Source organism: Paracoccus sp. BR5-17 (genome assembly GCF_055693925.1).
Genome location: NZ_JBVFUV010000003.1, coordinates 1,627,290 through 1,640,512, shown reverse-complemented (window position 1 = coordinate 1,640,512; position 13,223 = coordinate 1,627,290). Strand labels below are relative to the sequence as shown.

The window sequence follows — 13,223 nt, the reverse complement described above, 5'->3', positions numbered from 1 at the left end:
ATGACCCGATGATCCTGACCCGGCCTGCCCCCGTCCCGCCTCTCGCGGCCCTTGTCCTGGCCGCTTTGCAAAAGCTAATGCAGCTTTTGCAAAAGGGGGATCCGATCATGGCCATGCAGAAGATCTATGCCGGCACGTCGCTGCGCGAGACGCGGGCCCGCAGCGGGCTGACCCAGCGGCGCTTCGCCGAACGGCTGGGGGTGTCGCTGCCCTATCTGTCGCAGATGGAAAACAACCACAGGCCGATCTCGGCCGGGGTGCTGCTGCGGCTGGCCCAGGAATTCGGCGTCGATCTGACGACGCTTGCCGCCGGCGACGCCGAACGCATGGTCATCGACATGCAGGAGGCGCTGGCCGATCCGCTGTTCGACGCCGCCCCGCCGCTGGCCGACCTGCGCCTTGCCGCCACCAACGCGCCGGTCCTGGCCCGCGCCTTCCTGGATCTGTATCGCGCCCACCGCCAGGGCCAGGAACGCCTGGCCGCCCTGGACGAGGCGATCGGCGCGGCGGGCCAGAACGCGCTCTCCACCCCGTGGGAGGAAGTGCGCGACTTCTTCCACTATTGCGACAACTACATCGACGCGGTGGACCGGGCGGCCGAACGCTTTGCCTGCCCCGCGGGCCAGCGCCTCGACCCGTGGCAGGCGGGCGTCGCGGCCCTGGCGCAGCGCGGCATCCGCGTGACGCGCGCCGAACTGCCCGCCAACGCCGTCTTCCGCCGCACCGGGACCGAGGTGCAGGTCAACGCCGCCGCCGAACGGCCCACGCAGCTGTTCCAGCTGCTGCATCTGGTGGCCCTGGAACGGCAGGCCGACCTGCTGGACGCGACGCTGGATCTGGCGCGGTTCCGCAGCCAGACCGCCCGCGAGGTGGCGCGGGTGGGGCTTGCCAACTACTTCGCCGGGGCGGCGCTGATGCCCTACCGCGCCTTCCTGGCCGCGGCGCAGGCCGAACGGCACGACCTGGAACGGCTGGCGCATCTGTTCGACGCCTCGCTGGAACAGGTGGCGCACCGGCTGTCCACGCTGCAAAGGCCGGGGGCCAAGGGGGTGCCGTTCTTCTTCGTGCGCGTCGATCAGGCCGGCACGATCACCAAGCGCCATTCCGCCACGCGCCTGCAATTCGCCCGCTTCGGCGGCGCCTGCCCGCTGTGGAACGTCCACCAGGCCTTCGAGCAGCCGGGCCGCTTCCTGCGCCAGCTGGCCGAAACCCCCGACGGGATCCGCTATCTGCTGATGTCGCGCGACGTGTCCAAGCACGCCGGCGCCTTCAACGCCCCGGTCCGCCGCTTCGCCATCGGCCTGGGCTGCGAGATTTCCCATGCCGGCAGCGTCGTCTATGCCGACGGGCTGGATCTGACCAAGCCCCGGGCCTTCGAGCCGATCGGCATTTCCTGCCGCATCTGCCCGCGGCCCGATTGCCACCAGCGGTCGGTTCCGCCGATCGACCGGCCGCTGCACATTCCGCAGGATCGCAATGGACCCCTACCCTATGAGATCGGTTGACGCCGGCCTGCTGCATCTGGTGCCTCTCGGCGGATTTCTGCCCGCCGGGGCAAGGTTCCGCGCATGAAGGGAACCACAATCAGAGGGCTTGTTGCCAGGAAGGCACACATCCGATTTACCCAAGGCCGACCGGAACAAGATCGCTCGACTCGGATCGGGCGCGCCGACGGGGGACCTGACTTGCCGATGCTGACAAACCGCCTGAACGCCTCGCTTGAACGCATCCTGCCCGAAAAACGGCTGTTCCTGCGATCGGACGACGACAGCCGGTATGTCCGCCTGCGGCCCCTGACCCAGCTGATCGGGTTGTGCGGCGTCACCCTGGCCTTCGCCTGGACGCTGGTGGCCAGTTCGGTGCTGGCGATCGACGCGCTGAGCGCGGGCACCTCGCCCCGCGACCAGATCACTCGCACCCAGGCCGCCTTCGAACAGCGGCTGAGCGAACTGTCCCGGGAACGCGACGCCCGCGCGGCCGAGGCCCTGGCGGCGCAGAACCGCTTTGCACTGGCGCTCGACCAGGTGTCGCAGATGCAGAGCCAGCTTCTGGCCTCCGAGGAGCGGCGGCGCGAGCTGGAGACGGGGCTGACCGCCCTGCAGTCCACCCTGCGCGGCGCCATCGACGACCGCGACAGCGCCCTGGCCCAGGCCACCGGCGCCGGATCCCCGGCCCACGAGGCGGACGTGACCGCCGCGCTGGACATCCTGACCGGCGAGCTGCGCCAGACCGCCGACGAGCGTGCCGACGCCGTCCAGCAGGCCCGCGAGGCCCGCCGCACCGCCGACGAACTCGCGATCGAGCGCGAGCAGATCCTGGCGCGCAACGACGAAATCCTGACCCAGCTGGAAAACGCCGTGACGATCTCGGTCGAGCCGCTGGACCAGGTGTTCCGGTCGGTGGGCATGGATCCCGACGACGTTCTGGAAACCATCCGCGAAGGCTATTCCGGCCAGGGCGGCCCGCTGACGCCGATGGCCTATTCGACCCGCGGCGACGCGGCGCTGGCCAATTCCGAGACCAAGGCCAACCAGATCATCGTCACGCTGGACCAGATGAACACCTACCGCATCGCCATGGAGAAGCTGCCGCTGGCGATGCCGGTCAAGCAGTCGTTCCGCTATTCCTCGGGCTTCGGGCGCCGCTGGGGCCGCTCGCACGAGGGGGTCGACATGGCCGCACCGGTCGGCACGCCGATCCACGCGACGGGCGACGGGGTGGTGATCTTCGCCGGCCGGATGGGCGCCTACGGCAATCTCATCAAGATCCGGCACGAACTGGGCGTCGAGACGCGCTATGGCCACCTGTCGCGGATTCTGCGTGAAGACCGGCCAAAGGGTGTCGCAAGGCGAGCTGATCGGTGATATGGGCAATACCGGACGCTCGACCGGGCCGCATCTGCATTACGAGGTGCGCATGAAGGGTCGGGCGGTTGACCCGATGAGCTTCATCAAGGCTGCAAGCAATGTTCAGTAAGACCCGCGTCACCGAAAAACCGCAAACGCCCCCCGCGCCCGCGGCGCCGGGATCCGAAGCCGCCGCCGCCCCCGCCCCCGCACCCCATCAGCCAGAGCGCACGGACAACCCCGCGGCCCCGGTCGCGCGGCGCACGACGCCGTCCATCCTGTCCTCGGATCTGACGGTGGTGGGCAACATCCGCACCGACGGCGACATCCAGATCGAGGGCACGCTTGAAGGCGACATCCGCGCCCATCAGCTGGTGATCGGCGAAAGCGCCACCATCCGCGGCGAAATCGTGGGCGACGAGGTGGTGGTGAACGGCCGGGTGGTGGGGCGCGTCCGCGGCCTCAAGGTGCGCCTGTCGGCCAGCGCGCGGGTCGAGGGCGACATCATCCACAAGACCATCGCGATCGAATCCGGCGCGCATTTCGAAGGCTCGGTCCAGCGGCAGGAAGACCCTCTGGCCAACGGCCCGACCCGGAAGCTGGCCCCGCCCGCCACGGAATAGGGCCGCTTCGACGCGCCGTTCCGCCCTGCGCCGCGGTGGCGTCACGGCCGCCGGCTTGACCCCGGGGCGCGGACAGGCCCAAATGCCCGGGCCGGCCCGAGACGGCGGCACCGGCGCCGCCGGAACGCCCGGCGTGTGCCGCGCCGGCTGTCGGCAGGCTTTCGATCAGGGGGATGCATGAAACTTGTCAGATACGGCGCGAAGGGCGCCGAACGGCCTGGGCTTCTGGACGGCGAGGGGCGGGTGCGCGACCTGTCGGGCCATCTGGGCGACATCGACGGCGCCTGCCTGACGGCCCGCGGCCTGGACGCGCTGCGCGCCATCGACCCGGCCTCGCTGCCCTTGGTCCCCGGTGTGCCGCAGCAGGATCTGCGTCTTGGCGCCTGCGTGGGCGGCGTCGGCAAGTTCCTGGCCGTGGGGCTGAACTATGCCGATCATGCCGCCGAGTCCGGCATGGATGTCCCGACCGAGCCGATCCTGTTCACCAAGTGGACCAGCTGCATCGCCGGGCCGGACGACGATCTGGCCCTGCCCCCCGATTCAGCCGCCACCGACTGGGAGGTGGAACTGGGCATCGTCATCGGCGACGGCGGCCGCCAGATCGGCCCGGACCGCGCCGCGGCCCATATCGCCGGCTACTGCGTGGTCAACGACATCAGCGAACGCGACTGGCAGTTGCGGCGCGGGGGAAGCTGGGACAAGGGCAAGGGCTATGACGGCTTCGGCCCGATCGGCCCCTGGCTTGTCACCGCCGACGAGATCCCCGATCCGCGCGCCCTGCCCCTGTGGCTCGAGGTGGACGGCCGCCGCTTCCAGGACGGCAGCACCGCGACGATGGTCTTCGGACCCGAGGAGATCGTGGCCTATGCGTCCCGCTTTGCCACCCTGCATCCCGGCGACGTGATCGCCACCGGCACGCCGCCGGGCGTCGGCATGGGGCAGAAGCCGCCGGTCTTCCTGCGGCGCGGGCAGGTCATGCGCCTGGGCATCGAGGGGTTGGGCCAGCAGCGCCAGAGGGTGATCTGACGTGACCGGGACGCGGACCATCGTCGTCACCGGCGCCGGCAGCGGCATCGGCCGGGCCACGGCGCGGCGCTTCCTGGCGGAGGGCTGGCGGGTCGCGCTTCTGGGGCGCCGGCCCGAGGCGCTGCGCGAGGCCGCCGCCGGCAACCCCGCCCTGATCCTGCCCTGCGACGTCACCGACGAGGCTGCCGTGGATGCCGCCTTCGACCGGGTCCATGCCGAATGGGGGCGGATCGACGTCCTGTTCAACAATGCCGGGCGCGGCGCCGACCCCGCCACCCCGGACCAGCTGGACCCCGGCATCTTCCGCGCGGTGATCGCCACCAACGTGACCGGGATGTTCCTGTGCGCCCGCGCGGCTTTCCGGCTGATGCGCGCGCAGCAGCCGCAGGGCGGGCGGATCATCAACAACGGCTCGATCGCCGCCCATGCGCCGCGGCCCGGCTCGATCGCCTATACGGCCTCGAAGCACGCCGTGACCGGGCTGACGAAATCCCTGTCGCTGGATGGCCGGCCCTTCGACATCGCCTGCGGACAGATCGACATCGGCAACGCCGCCACCGCTCTTCTGGCGCAGGTCAGCACCCAGGCGCCGGACCCGGAACCGCAGATGGATGTGGCGGTGGTCGCCGATGCCGTGCTGCACATGGCCAGCCTGCCCAAGGGCGCCAATGTCCAGTTCATGACCGTCATGGCGACCAACATGCCCTTCATCGGGCGCGGCTGATCCCCGCGCCGCCGGGCCACGCGCGCAGGGTCTTCGGAACCCTAGCCGCGGAAGCGGTCGTCCAGCGCCTGGCGGACCGGAGGGGTGACGAATTTCGACACGTCCCCGCCCAGGCGGGCGATTTCCTTGACCAGCTTCGAGGCGATGGCCTGCCGGCGGGCATCGGCCATCATGAACACCGTCTCGATGCTGGCATCCAGGGCGCGGTTCATGCCGACCATCTGGAATTCGTATTCGAAATCCGCGACCGCGCGCAGGCCGCGCACGATGACCTGCGCGCCGACATCGCGGGCGCAGTCGATCAGCAGGTTCTCGAACGGGTGGACGACGATCTGCCCGCCGGTGCGGCTGGCGATCTGGTCGCATTCCGCCTGCACCATCGACACCCGCTCCTCCAGGTCGAACAGCGGCTTCTTGTCGCGATTGATGGCGACGCCGATCACCAGCCGGTCCACCAGCGCCATCGCCCGCTGGATGATGTCGACATGGCCCAGCGTGATCGGATCGAAGGTGCCGGGATAAAGACCGATGCGCATCGACGGGCGTCCTTGTGCTTGCCTGCCCCCGCAGGAAAAGCCGATCGCCCGTCAAATTGCAAGCACTTGCAGGACCGGGCGTCAGGCGCCCATGATCATCCCGGTCAGCGCATCCTTTTCGGCCGCGAGCTCCTTCAGCCGCCCGCTGACCGCGTCGCCGATGGACACCACGCCCAGCATGTTGCCGTCGCGATCCACCACCGGCATGTGGCGGAAGCGGCCCTGGGTCATGCGCTCAAGGATCACCAGGGCGTCGTCGCTCATCTCGCAGGTCTGCACCTCGCGCGTCATGACCTGCGAGATGGGGGTCCCGAGGATGCCGGGGCCGCGCGCGCCAAGCTGGCGCACGATGTCTCGTTCCGACAGGATCCCCTGCGGCTTGCGGCCGTCCTCGGATACCACCACCGCGCCGATGCGCTGTTCGGACAGTATCCTGGCTGCATCCGCAAGGGTTGCGTCGGGACGGATGGTCACGATGGTCCGCGCCTCGATTCCCGGCTTGCCCGACCCCGATTTCATCGACAGCAGCTGATTGACAAGCATGGTGCATTCCCTCCGGTGGCGACGCGCTGGATCCATCCTTTTCCCGGAATCGGGTTCCGTCAAGCCCGACGAAGGCGCGGGGCGGAAAGCTGCGATTCCAGGCGCGCGACCTCGGCCCGCAGCCCCTGGGCCAACAGGTCGGCCAACAGCGACAGCCGGCGCGAGGCGCGGTCGTCGGCGTGGCGGATCAACCAGAAGCTGCGCTTCAGGGCGATCCGGTCGGGCAGGACCAGCCGCACCCCCGGCGCGAAGGGGATGGCGAAGTCGTGGACGATCCCCAGGCCCGCCCCCGCCCGGATCGCCTGCATCTGCACCGAGACCGAGTTCGAGGTGATCGCCGCGACCTGCACCCCGGTTTCGGACAGATAGTCCAGTTCCCGGTCGAAGATCATGTCGGGGATATAGCCGATCATCCGGTGCCCGCGCAGGTCGGGCAGGTCGCGGATCGGCGGGGCGGCCCGCAGGTAATCGCCATGCGCGGCCAGGTGCAGGTGGTAATCGGTCAGCCGCTGCACCGTCAGCCGCCCCGTGTCCGGCGGGGACACGGCCACCGCCATGTCGGCCTCGCGCTTGGTCAGGTTCACGACGCGCGGCAGGGCGACGATCTGGATCTCCAGCCCCGGATGGGCGGCGCAGAGATCGCGCGCGACCTGCGGCAGCAGGTAGTTGGCGCAGCCGTCCGGCGCGCCGATGCGGAACTGCCCGGCAAGCCCCGCCTCGCGGCCGACCGCCTCGGCGGCGGCGTTGGCGCCCTGCTCGGCCGCCTCGGCCGGGGCGACCAGCCGCGCGCCCTCGGCGGTCAGGACATAGCCCTGCGGGGTCTTGGCAAACAGCGCCGCCCCCACCGCCCGTTCCAGCCGGGCGATCCGCCTGCCGATGGTCGAGGCGTCCATCCCCAGCCTGCGGCCCGCCCCCGACAGGCTTTCGGTGCGCGCCACCGCCAGGAAGATGCGCAGGTCGTCCCAGTCCATCGCGCCGCCCCCTTTGCAGATCCGCAAAACGTCTTTGCCATCCTTCCTCTTTATCCGGCAAATCCGCAAGGCTAGGCTGCCCCCAACCAAGGAGGATGCGATGAGAGAGATTCACCACTGGATCGACGGCAAGGAATACCGGGGAACCTCGGGCCGCTTCAGCGATGTCTTCAACCCCGCCACCGGCGAGGTTCAGGCGAAGCTGTCGCTGGCCACCCGGGCCGAGCTTGACCACGCCGTGGACCGCGCCGCCCAGGCGCAGGTCGGCTGGGGCGCCACCAACCCGCAGCGCCGCGCCCGCGTGATGATGGAGTTCGTGCGCCTCATCAACCGCGACATGGACAAGCTGGCCGAGGCCCTGTCCAGCGAACACGGCAAGACCCTGCCCGACGCCCGGGGCGACGTGCAGCGCGGGCTCGAGGTGATCGAGTTCTGCATCGGCGCGCCGCATCTGCTGAAGGGCGAATTCACCGACAGCGCCGGTCCCGGCATCGACATGTATTCCATGCGCCAGCCGCTGGGCGTGGTGGCGGGCATCACCCCCTTCAACTTCCCGGCCATGATCCCCCTGTGGAAGATGGGCCCCGCGCTTGCCGCCGGCAACGCGATGATCCTCAAGCCGTCCGAACGCGACCCCTCGGTTCCGCTGATGCTGGCCGCGCTGCTGCAAGAGGCCGGCCTGCCCGACGGCGTGCTGCAGGTCGTGAACGGCGACAAGGAAAGCGTGGACGCGATCCTGGACAACCCGGTGATCCAGGCCGTGGGCTTCGTCGGCTCGACGCCGATCGCGCAATACATCTATGAACGCGCGGCGGCGACGGGCAAGCGCGCGCAGTGCTTCGGCGGCGCCAAGAACCACATGATCATCATGCCGGACGCCGACATGGACCAGGCCGCCGACGCCCTGGTGGGCGCGGGCTACGGGGCGGCGGGCGAACGCTGCATGGCGATCTCGGTCGCCGTTCCGGTGGGCGAAAAGACCGCCGACGCGCTGATCGAACGGCTGGTCCCGCGGATCGAGAAGCTGAAGGTCGGCCCCTATACCGCCGGCAACGACGTGGACTATGGCCCGGTGGTGACTGCCGCCGCCAAGGAAAACATCCTGCGCCTGGTGCAGTCGGGCATCGACCAGGGCGCGGAACTGGTCGTGGACGGCCGCGACTTCAGCCTGCAGGGCTACGAGAACGGCTTCTTCGTCGGCCCGCACCTGTTCGACCGCGTGACGCCCGACATGGACATCTACCGCAAGGAAATCTTCGGCCCCGTCCTGTCCACCGTCCGCGCCGGCTCCTACGAGGAAGCCATCGGCCTGGCGATGAGCCACGAATACGGCAACGGCACCGCGATCTATACCCGCGACGGCGACACGGCGCGCGATTTCGCCAGCCGCATCAACATCGGCATGGTGGGCATCAACGTGCCGATCCCGGTGCCGCTGGCCTACCACACCTTCGGCGGCTGGAAGAAGTCGGGCTTCGGCGACCTGAACCAGCACGGCCCCGACGCCTTCCGCTTCTACACGCGCACCAAGACCGTCACGGCCCGCTGGCCGTCCGGCATCAAGGAAGGCGGGGAGTTCAACTTCCGCGCCATGGACTGACGAGGCACCGGGGGCGGGGACGATCCCCGCCCTTCGTCATCCGGTCCCTTGCATCGCCGGCCGGTCTGCGGTCCCATCCGCGCGGCCAGCAGAGGAAGCCCATGCCCGACGATCCCGACTTCACCCTTGGCATCGAGGAGGAATACCTTCTCGTCGATCCCCGCTCGGGCGATCTGGCTCCGGCCCCGGACGGGCTGATGGCCGCCTGCCGCGAGGCCCTGGGCGACAGCGTCAGCCCCGAATTCCTGCGCTGCCAGATCGAGGTCGGCACCCCCGTTTGCGCCGGCATCGCCGGGGCGCGCGCCCACCTGGCCCATCTGCGCCGCACGGTGGCGCGAATCGCGGGCGATCACGGGCTGGCGCCGATTTCCGCATCGTGCCACCCCTTCGCAAGCTGGCGCGACCAGTTCCACACCGACAAGGACCGCTATCACGACCTGTCGCGCACCCTGGGGGCGGTGTCGCGGCGGATGCTGGTCTGCGGGATGCACGTGCACGTGGGTATCCCGTCGCGCGCGCAGCGCATCGACCTGATGAACCAGATGGCCTATTTCCTGCCGCATCTGCTGGCGCTGTCGGCCTCCAGCCCGTTCTGGCAGGGCAGCGATACCGGGCTTGCCTCCTATCGCACCACGGTCTTCGGCGGGATGCCGCGGACCGGGCTGCCCCCGCAATTCGCAAGCTGGGACGACTTCGAACGGTCGGTCCGGGTGCTGGCCGATCTGGGCGTGATCGAGGACAGCAGCAAGATCTGGTGGGACCTGCGCCCCTCGTCGCGGTTCCCGACGCTGGAGACGCGGATCTGCGACGCCTCGCCCCGGCTGGACGACACCATCACCCTGGCCGCGCTGATCCAGGCCACGCTGCGGATGCTGTGGCGCCTGTCGCGGCAGAACCAGCAGTGGCGGCAATACGATCCATTCCTGCTGGCCGAGAACCGCTGGCGCGCCGCGCGCCACGGCCTTGCCGAAGGGCCCATCGACTTCGGCGCCGGACGGATCCTGCCTTTCGCCCGCGCGGCCGAGGACTGGCTGGCCCTTGTCGGCCCCGATGCCGACGCCCTGGGCAGCCAGCCCCAGATCGCCCGGACCCGCCAGATCGTCGCCGAGGGCGGGTCGGCCGCGCGCCAGCGCGCCGTGCTGGCGCGCGCCATGGCCGCAGGCGCCACCCGCAATGAGGCGATGGTCGAGGTGGTGCGCCATCTTGTGGCCGAGTTCCACCTTGGTCTGGAACCCTTGCCAGCGGCCACGACCTGAGGCAATCAAACGCATGTTCAACGACGCCGGGGATGACATCATGGACTTCGCGCTGACTGAGGAACAACAGGCCATCTTCGAGATGGCGCGCGCGTTCGGCCAGGACCGCATCGCCCCCCATGCCCGGCAATGGGAGGCCCTGGGCACCATCCCCCGCGACCTTTGGGCCGACGTGGCCCAGCTGGGCTTCGGCGGGCTCTACGTGTCCGAGGATTACGGCGGCGCGGGCCTGTCGCGGCTTGACGCGACGCTGGTCTTCGAGGCGCTGGCGATGGCCTGCCCCTCGGTCGCGGCCTTCCTGTCGATCCACAACATGTGCGGCGGCATGATCGACAAGTTCGGATCGGACGCCACGAAGGCCCGCTGGCTGCCGGGCCTGTGCAGCATGGAGACGGTCTTCAGCTATGCCCTGACCGAACCCGGCAGCGGATCGGACGCCGCCGCGCTGCGGACGCGGGCGGAACGGACCGATGCCGGCTGGCGGCTGAACGGGACCAAGGCCTTCATCTCGGGCGGGGGCTATTCGGATGCCTATGTGGCGATGGTCCGCACCGGCGGCGACGGCCCGCGGGGCATCAGCGCGGTGATCGTGCCCGACGGCACGCCGGGCCTGTCCTTCGGCGCCCCCGAGGACAAGATGGGCTGGCGCGCCCAGCCCACCGCGCAGGTGCAGTTCGACGACTGCGACATTCCCGCCGACAACCTGCTGGGCGAGGAAGGCCGCGGCTTCGCCTATGCGATGGCCGGGCTGGACGGGGGGCGGCTGAACATCTCGGCGGCGGCGCTGGGGGGCGCGCAGGCGGCGCTTGACGCGACGCTGGCCTATATGGGCGAACGCCGCGCCTTCGGGCAAAGCCTGGACCAGTTCCAGGCGCTGCAGTTCCGCCTGGCCGAGATGGAAACCGCGCTGCAATCGGCGCGGATCTTCCTGCGCCAGGCGGCCTGGAAGCTGGACAGCGGGGCGCGGGACGCCACCCGCTTCTGCGCGATGGCCAAGCTGCACGTCACCGACCACGCCTTCGAGGTCGCCAACCAGTGCCTGCAGCTGCACGGCGGCTATGGCTATCTGGCCGACTACGGGATCGAGAAGATCGTGCGCGACCTGCGCGTTCACCAGATCCTGGAAGGCACCAACGAGATCATGCGCCTGATCGTCGCCCGGGCGATGCTGGCGGAACGGGGTAACGACGTGGAAGACCTGAACATCCGCAAGCGCGGCCGCGCCGGGCGCATCACCTTCACCCGCCCCAAGGCGCTGAACGCGCTGAGCCACGACATGGCGGTGGCGATCCACCGCGCCCTGGACGCCTGGCGCGACGACCCCGAGGTGGCGCTTGTCATCATCGACGCCGAGGGCGAGCGGGCCTTCTGCGCGGGCGGAGACATCGCCGCGGTCTATCGCGCGGCGCTGGCGGGCGACCACGACACCGGGCGGCGGTTCTTTTCCGACGAATACCGCATGAACGCGGCGATCGCGGATTATCCGAAACCCGTCGTCGCCTTCATGCAGGGCTTCGTGATGGGCGGCGGTGTCGGCGTGGGCGGGCACGCCAGCCACCGCATCGTCGGCGACAGCACGCAGATCGCCATGCCCGAATCCGGCATCGGCCTGATCCCGGACGTCGGGGGAACCTGGCTTTTGTCGCGCGCGCCGGGGCGGATCGGCGAATACCTGGCGCTGACGGGCGCGCGGATGGGCGCGGGCGACGCGATCCATGCGGGCTTTGCCGACATCTACCTGCCCGAGGCCGACTGGCCCGACCTGATCGCCCGGCTCGAGGACAGCGGCGACGTCTCGCTGATCGAGGGCCAGGACGCGCCCAGCGCCCCGCTGCGGACGATGGACCTGTCGGCCTTCGCGAAGGACGGCGTGGCCGACATCATCGACGCGCTTGAACAGGACGGGGACGCGCAGACGCTGAAGATCCTCGCGGCCAACTCTCCCCTGTCGATGGCGGCGGGGCTGGCGATGGTCCGGGCGGCGCGGGACGACGACCGGATGCAGGATTCGCTGGCGCGCGAATACCGCTTCACCTGGCGCGCGACGCAGGAGACCGACTTTCTTGAAGGCGTCCGGGCGCAGATCATCGACAAGGACCGCAAGCCCCGGTGGACGGCCGATGCCAGCCCCGGCCATGTCGCCGCGCTGCTGGCGCCCCTGGGGCCGAACGAACTGACATGGGAGGAACGGGCATGAACATCGCCTTCATCGGACTTGGCAACATGGGCGCGCCGATGGCGCTGAACCTGGCGAAGGCCGGGCACCGGGTGACGGGCTTCGACACCGTCGCCCGCCCCGAGGGCCTGACCCTGGCCGACAGCGCCGCCGCCGCGGCAGGGGACGCGGACGTGGTCATCACCATGCTGCCCAACGGCCAGATCCTGCGGAGCGTAGCCGATCAGGTGATCCCGGCGATGAAGCCGGGCGCGGTGCTGTGCGACTGTTCGACGGTGGACGTGGACAGCGCCCGCGCGGTGGCCGATCAGGCCCGCGCGGCCGGCCTCGAGGCGCTGGATGCGCCGGTATCGGGCGGGATCGGCGGCGCGCAGGCCGGCACGCTGACCTTCATGGTGGGCGGATCGGACGCGGCCTTCGCCACGGTGCGGCCGCTGTTCGACATCATGGGCCAGAAAGCCGTCCATTGCGGCGCCTCGGGGGCCGGGCAGGCCGCCAAGATCTGCAACAACATGATCCTGGGCGTGACCATGATCGTCACCTGCGAGGCCTTCGCCCTTGCCGACCGGCTGGGCCTCGACCGGCAGAAGATGTTCGACGTGGTTTCCACCTCGTCGGGCTACAGCTGGTCGATGAACGCCTATTGCCCCGCCCCCGGGGTCGGGCCGACCTCGCCCGCGGATAACGACTACAAGCCGGGCTTCGCGGCGGAACTGATGCTCAAGGACCTGAACCTGGCGCAGGCGGCGGCGTCGTCGGCCGGGGCGGACACGCCGATGGGCGCGCTTGCGCGGCAGCTGTATCACCAGTTCGTCGAACACGAGGACGGGCGCGGGCGCGACTTTTCGGCAATGTTGCCACGCTTCGTCGCGAAAAATCGGCTTGGTGACGGTTCCGTGACGCCTTCGACGGAACCGTAAGG

11 protein-coding genes and 2 pseudogenes are annotated in these 13,223 nt (G+C 69.8%); 10 read left to right on the top strand and 3 right to left on the bottom strand.

All coding sequences use genetic code 11. The features are described 5' to 3' along the window. Positions 1 to 107: 107 nt before the first annotated feature. The 5 genes and pseudogenes from ACZ1HC_RS09595 to ACZ1HC_RS09575 all read left to right on the top strand — a co-directional run bounded on the left by ACZ1HC_RS09595 (position 108) and on the right by ACZ1HC_RS09575 (position 5,219). Positions 108 to 1,505 (top strand): helix-turn-helix domain-containing protein, encoded by a 1,398-nt coding sequence (locus tag ACZ1HC_RS09595; RefSeq protein WP_472699781.1) that lies wholly within the window; start codon positions 108 to 110, stop codon positions 1,503 to 1,505. 186 nt (positions 1,506 to 1,691) lie between these two features. Then, positions 1,692 to 2,976, top strand: a pseudogene (locus tag ACZ1HC_RS09590) (DUF5930 domain-containing protein). Beyond that, positions 2,966 to 3,469, top strand: a complete 504-nt coding sequence (locus tag ACZ1HC_RS09585; protein WP_472699780.1) for a bactofilin family protein — start codon at positions 2,966 to 2,968, stop codon at positions 3,467 to 3,469. Before ACZ1HC_RS09590 ends, ACZ1HC_RS09585 begins: the two are co-directional and overlap by 11 nt. A gap of 177 nt (positions 3,470 to 3,646) precedes the next feature. Beyond that, a complete protein-coding gene (locus ACZ1HC_RS09580; RefSeq protein ID WP_472699779.1) occupies positions 3,647 to 4,495 on the top strand; it encodes a fumarylacetoacetate hydrolase family protein in 849 nt (282 codons plus the stop codon). Position 4,496: 1 nt separating this feature from the next. Further along, complete coding sequence (locus ACZ1HC_RS09575; protein ID WP_472699778.1) at positions 4,497 to 5,219, top strand: SDR family oxidoreductase; 723 nt, start codon at positions 4,497 to 4,499, stop codon at positions 5,217 to 5,219. Positions 5,220 to 5,260: 41 nt separating this feature from the next. Here the strand turns inward: ACZ1HC_RS09575 and coaD are convergent, their stop codons facing one another. The 3 genes from coaD to ACZ1HC_RS09560 form a co-directional block, all read right to left on the bottom strand. After that, positions 5,261 to 5,755, bottom strand: coding sequence for a pantetheine-phosphate adenylyltransferase (gene coaD / locus ACZ1HC_RS09570; protein WP_472699777.1), 495 nt, complete (start codon positions 5,753 to 5,755; stop codon positions 5,261 to 5,263). A gap of 81 nt (positions 5,756 to 5,836) precedes the next feature. Further along, entirely contained in the window at positions 5,837 to 6,298 is a 462-nt protein-coding gene (locus ACZ1HC_RS09565) for a CBS domain-containing protein (protein WP_472699776.1), read from the bottom strand. Positions 6,299 to 6,357: 59 nt separating this feature from the next. Next, entirely contained in the window at positions 6,358 to 7,269 is a 912-nt protein-coding gene (locus tag ACZ1HC_RS09560; RefSeq protein ID WP_472699775.1) for a LysR family transcriptional regulator, read from the bottom strand. Between the two features lie 100 nt (positions 7,270 to 7,369). On the opposite strand from ACZ1HC_RS09560, the gene ACZ1HC_RS09555 reads away from it, so the two are divergent. The 5 genes and pseudogenes from ACZ1HC_RS09555 (at position 7,370) to mmsB (ending at position 13,221) form a co-directional block, all read left to right on the top strand. After that, entirely contained in the window at positions 7,370 to 8,869 is a 1,500-nt protein-coding gene (locus ACZ1HC_RS09555; RefSeq protein ID WP_472699774.1) for a CoA-acylating methylmalonate-semialdehyde dehydrogenase, read from the top strand. A gap of 101 nt (positions 8,870 to 8,970) precedes the next feature. Beyond that, a complete protein-coding gene (locus ACZ1HC_RS09550; protein WP_472699773.1) occupies positions 8,971 to 10,125 on the top strand; it encodes a carboxylate-amine ligase in 1,155 nt (384 codons plus the stop codon). A 40-nt stretch (positions 10,126 to 10,165) separates the two neighbouring features. Then, a pseudogene (locus ACZ1HC_RS09545) lies at positions 10,166 to 11,293 on the top strand (acyl-CoA dehydrogenase family protein); the annotation flags it as partial. Then, the gene (locus tag ACZ1HC_RS09540; protein WP_472700819.1) at positions 11,267 to 12,322 is read left to right on the top strand and encodes an enoyl-CoA hydratase/isomerase family protein; all 1,056 of its coding nucleotides are present in this window, start codon (positions 11,267 to 11,269) and stop codon (positions 12,320 to 12,322) included. The pseudogene ACZ1HC_RS09545 and the gene ACZ1HC_RS09540, both read left to right, overlap by 27 nt. Continuing rightward, a complete protein-coding gene (gene mmsB / locus ACZ1HC_RS09535; RefSeq protein ID WP_472699772.1) occupies positions 12,319 to 13,221 on the top strand; it encodes a 3-hydroxyisobutyrate dehydrogenase in 903 nt (300 codons plus the stop codon). The genes ACZ1HC_RS09540 and mmsB overlap by 4 nt, the downstream gene beginning before the upstream one ends. The last annotated feature ends 2 nt before the right edge of the window (positions 13,222 to 13,223 follow it).

What these genes read in the sequence shown, in the direction of transcription:
- ACZ1HC_RS09595 (WP_472699781.1), top strand. Translation starts at nt 108, where the DNA reads ATGGCCATGCAGAAGATCTATGCCGGCACGTCGCTGCGCGAGACGCGG.
- ACZ1HC_RS09540 (WP_472700819.1), top strand. Translation starts at nt 11,267, where the DNA reads ATGCGCCTGATCGTCGCCCGGGCGATGCTGGCGGAACGGGGTAACGAC.
- ACZ1HC_RS09555 (WP_472699774.1), top strand. Translation starts at nt 7,370, where the DNA reads ATGAGAGAGATTCACCACTGGATCGACGGCAAGGAATACCGGGGAACC.
- ACZ1HC_RS09565 (WP_472699776.1), bottom strand. Translation starts at nt 6,298, where the DNA reads ATGCTTGTCAATCAGCTGCTGTCGATGAAATCGGGGTCGGGCAAGCCG.
- ACZ1HC_RS09585 (WP_472699780.1), top strand. Translation starts at nt 2,966, where the DNA reads ATGTTCAGTAAGACCCGCGTCACCGAAAAACCGCAAACGCCCCCCGCG.
- ACZ1HC_RS09560 (WP_472699775.1), bottom strand. Translation starts at nt 7,269, where the DNA reads ATGGACTGGGACGACCTGCGCATCTTCCTGGCGGTGGCGCGCACCGAA.
- ACZ1HC_RS09550 (WP_472699773.1), top strand. Translation starts at nt 8,971, where the DNA reads ATGCCCGACGATCCCGACTTCACCCTTGGCATCGAGGAGGAATACCTT.
- coaD (WP_472699777.1), bottom strand. Translation starts at nt 5,755, where the DNA reads ATGCGCATCGGTCTTTATCCCGGCACCTTCGATCCGATCACGCTGGGC.
- ACZ1HC_RS09580 (WP_472699779.1), top strand. Translation starts at nt 3,647, where the DNA reads ATGAAACTTGTCAGATACGGCGCGAAGGGCGCCGAACGGCCTGGGCTT.
- mmsB (WP_472699772.1), top strand. Translation starts at nt 12,319, where the DNA reads ATGAACATCGCCTTCATCGGACTTGGCAACATGGGCGCGCCGATGGCG.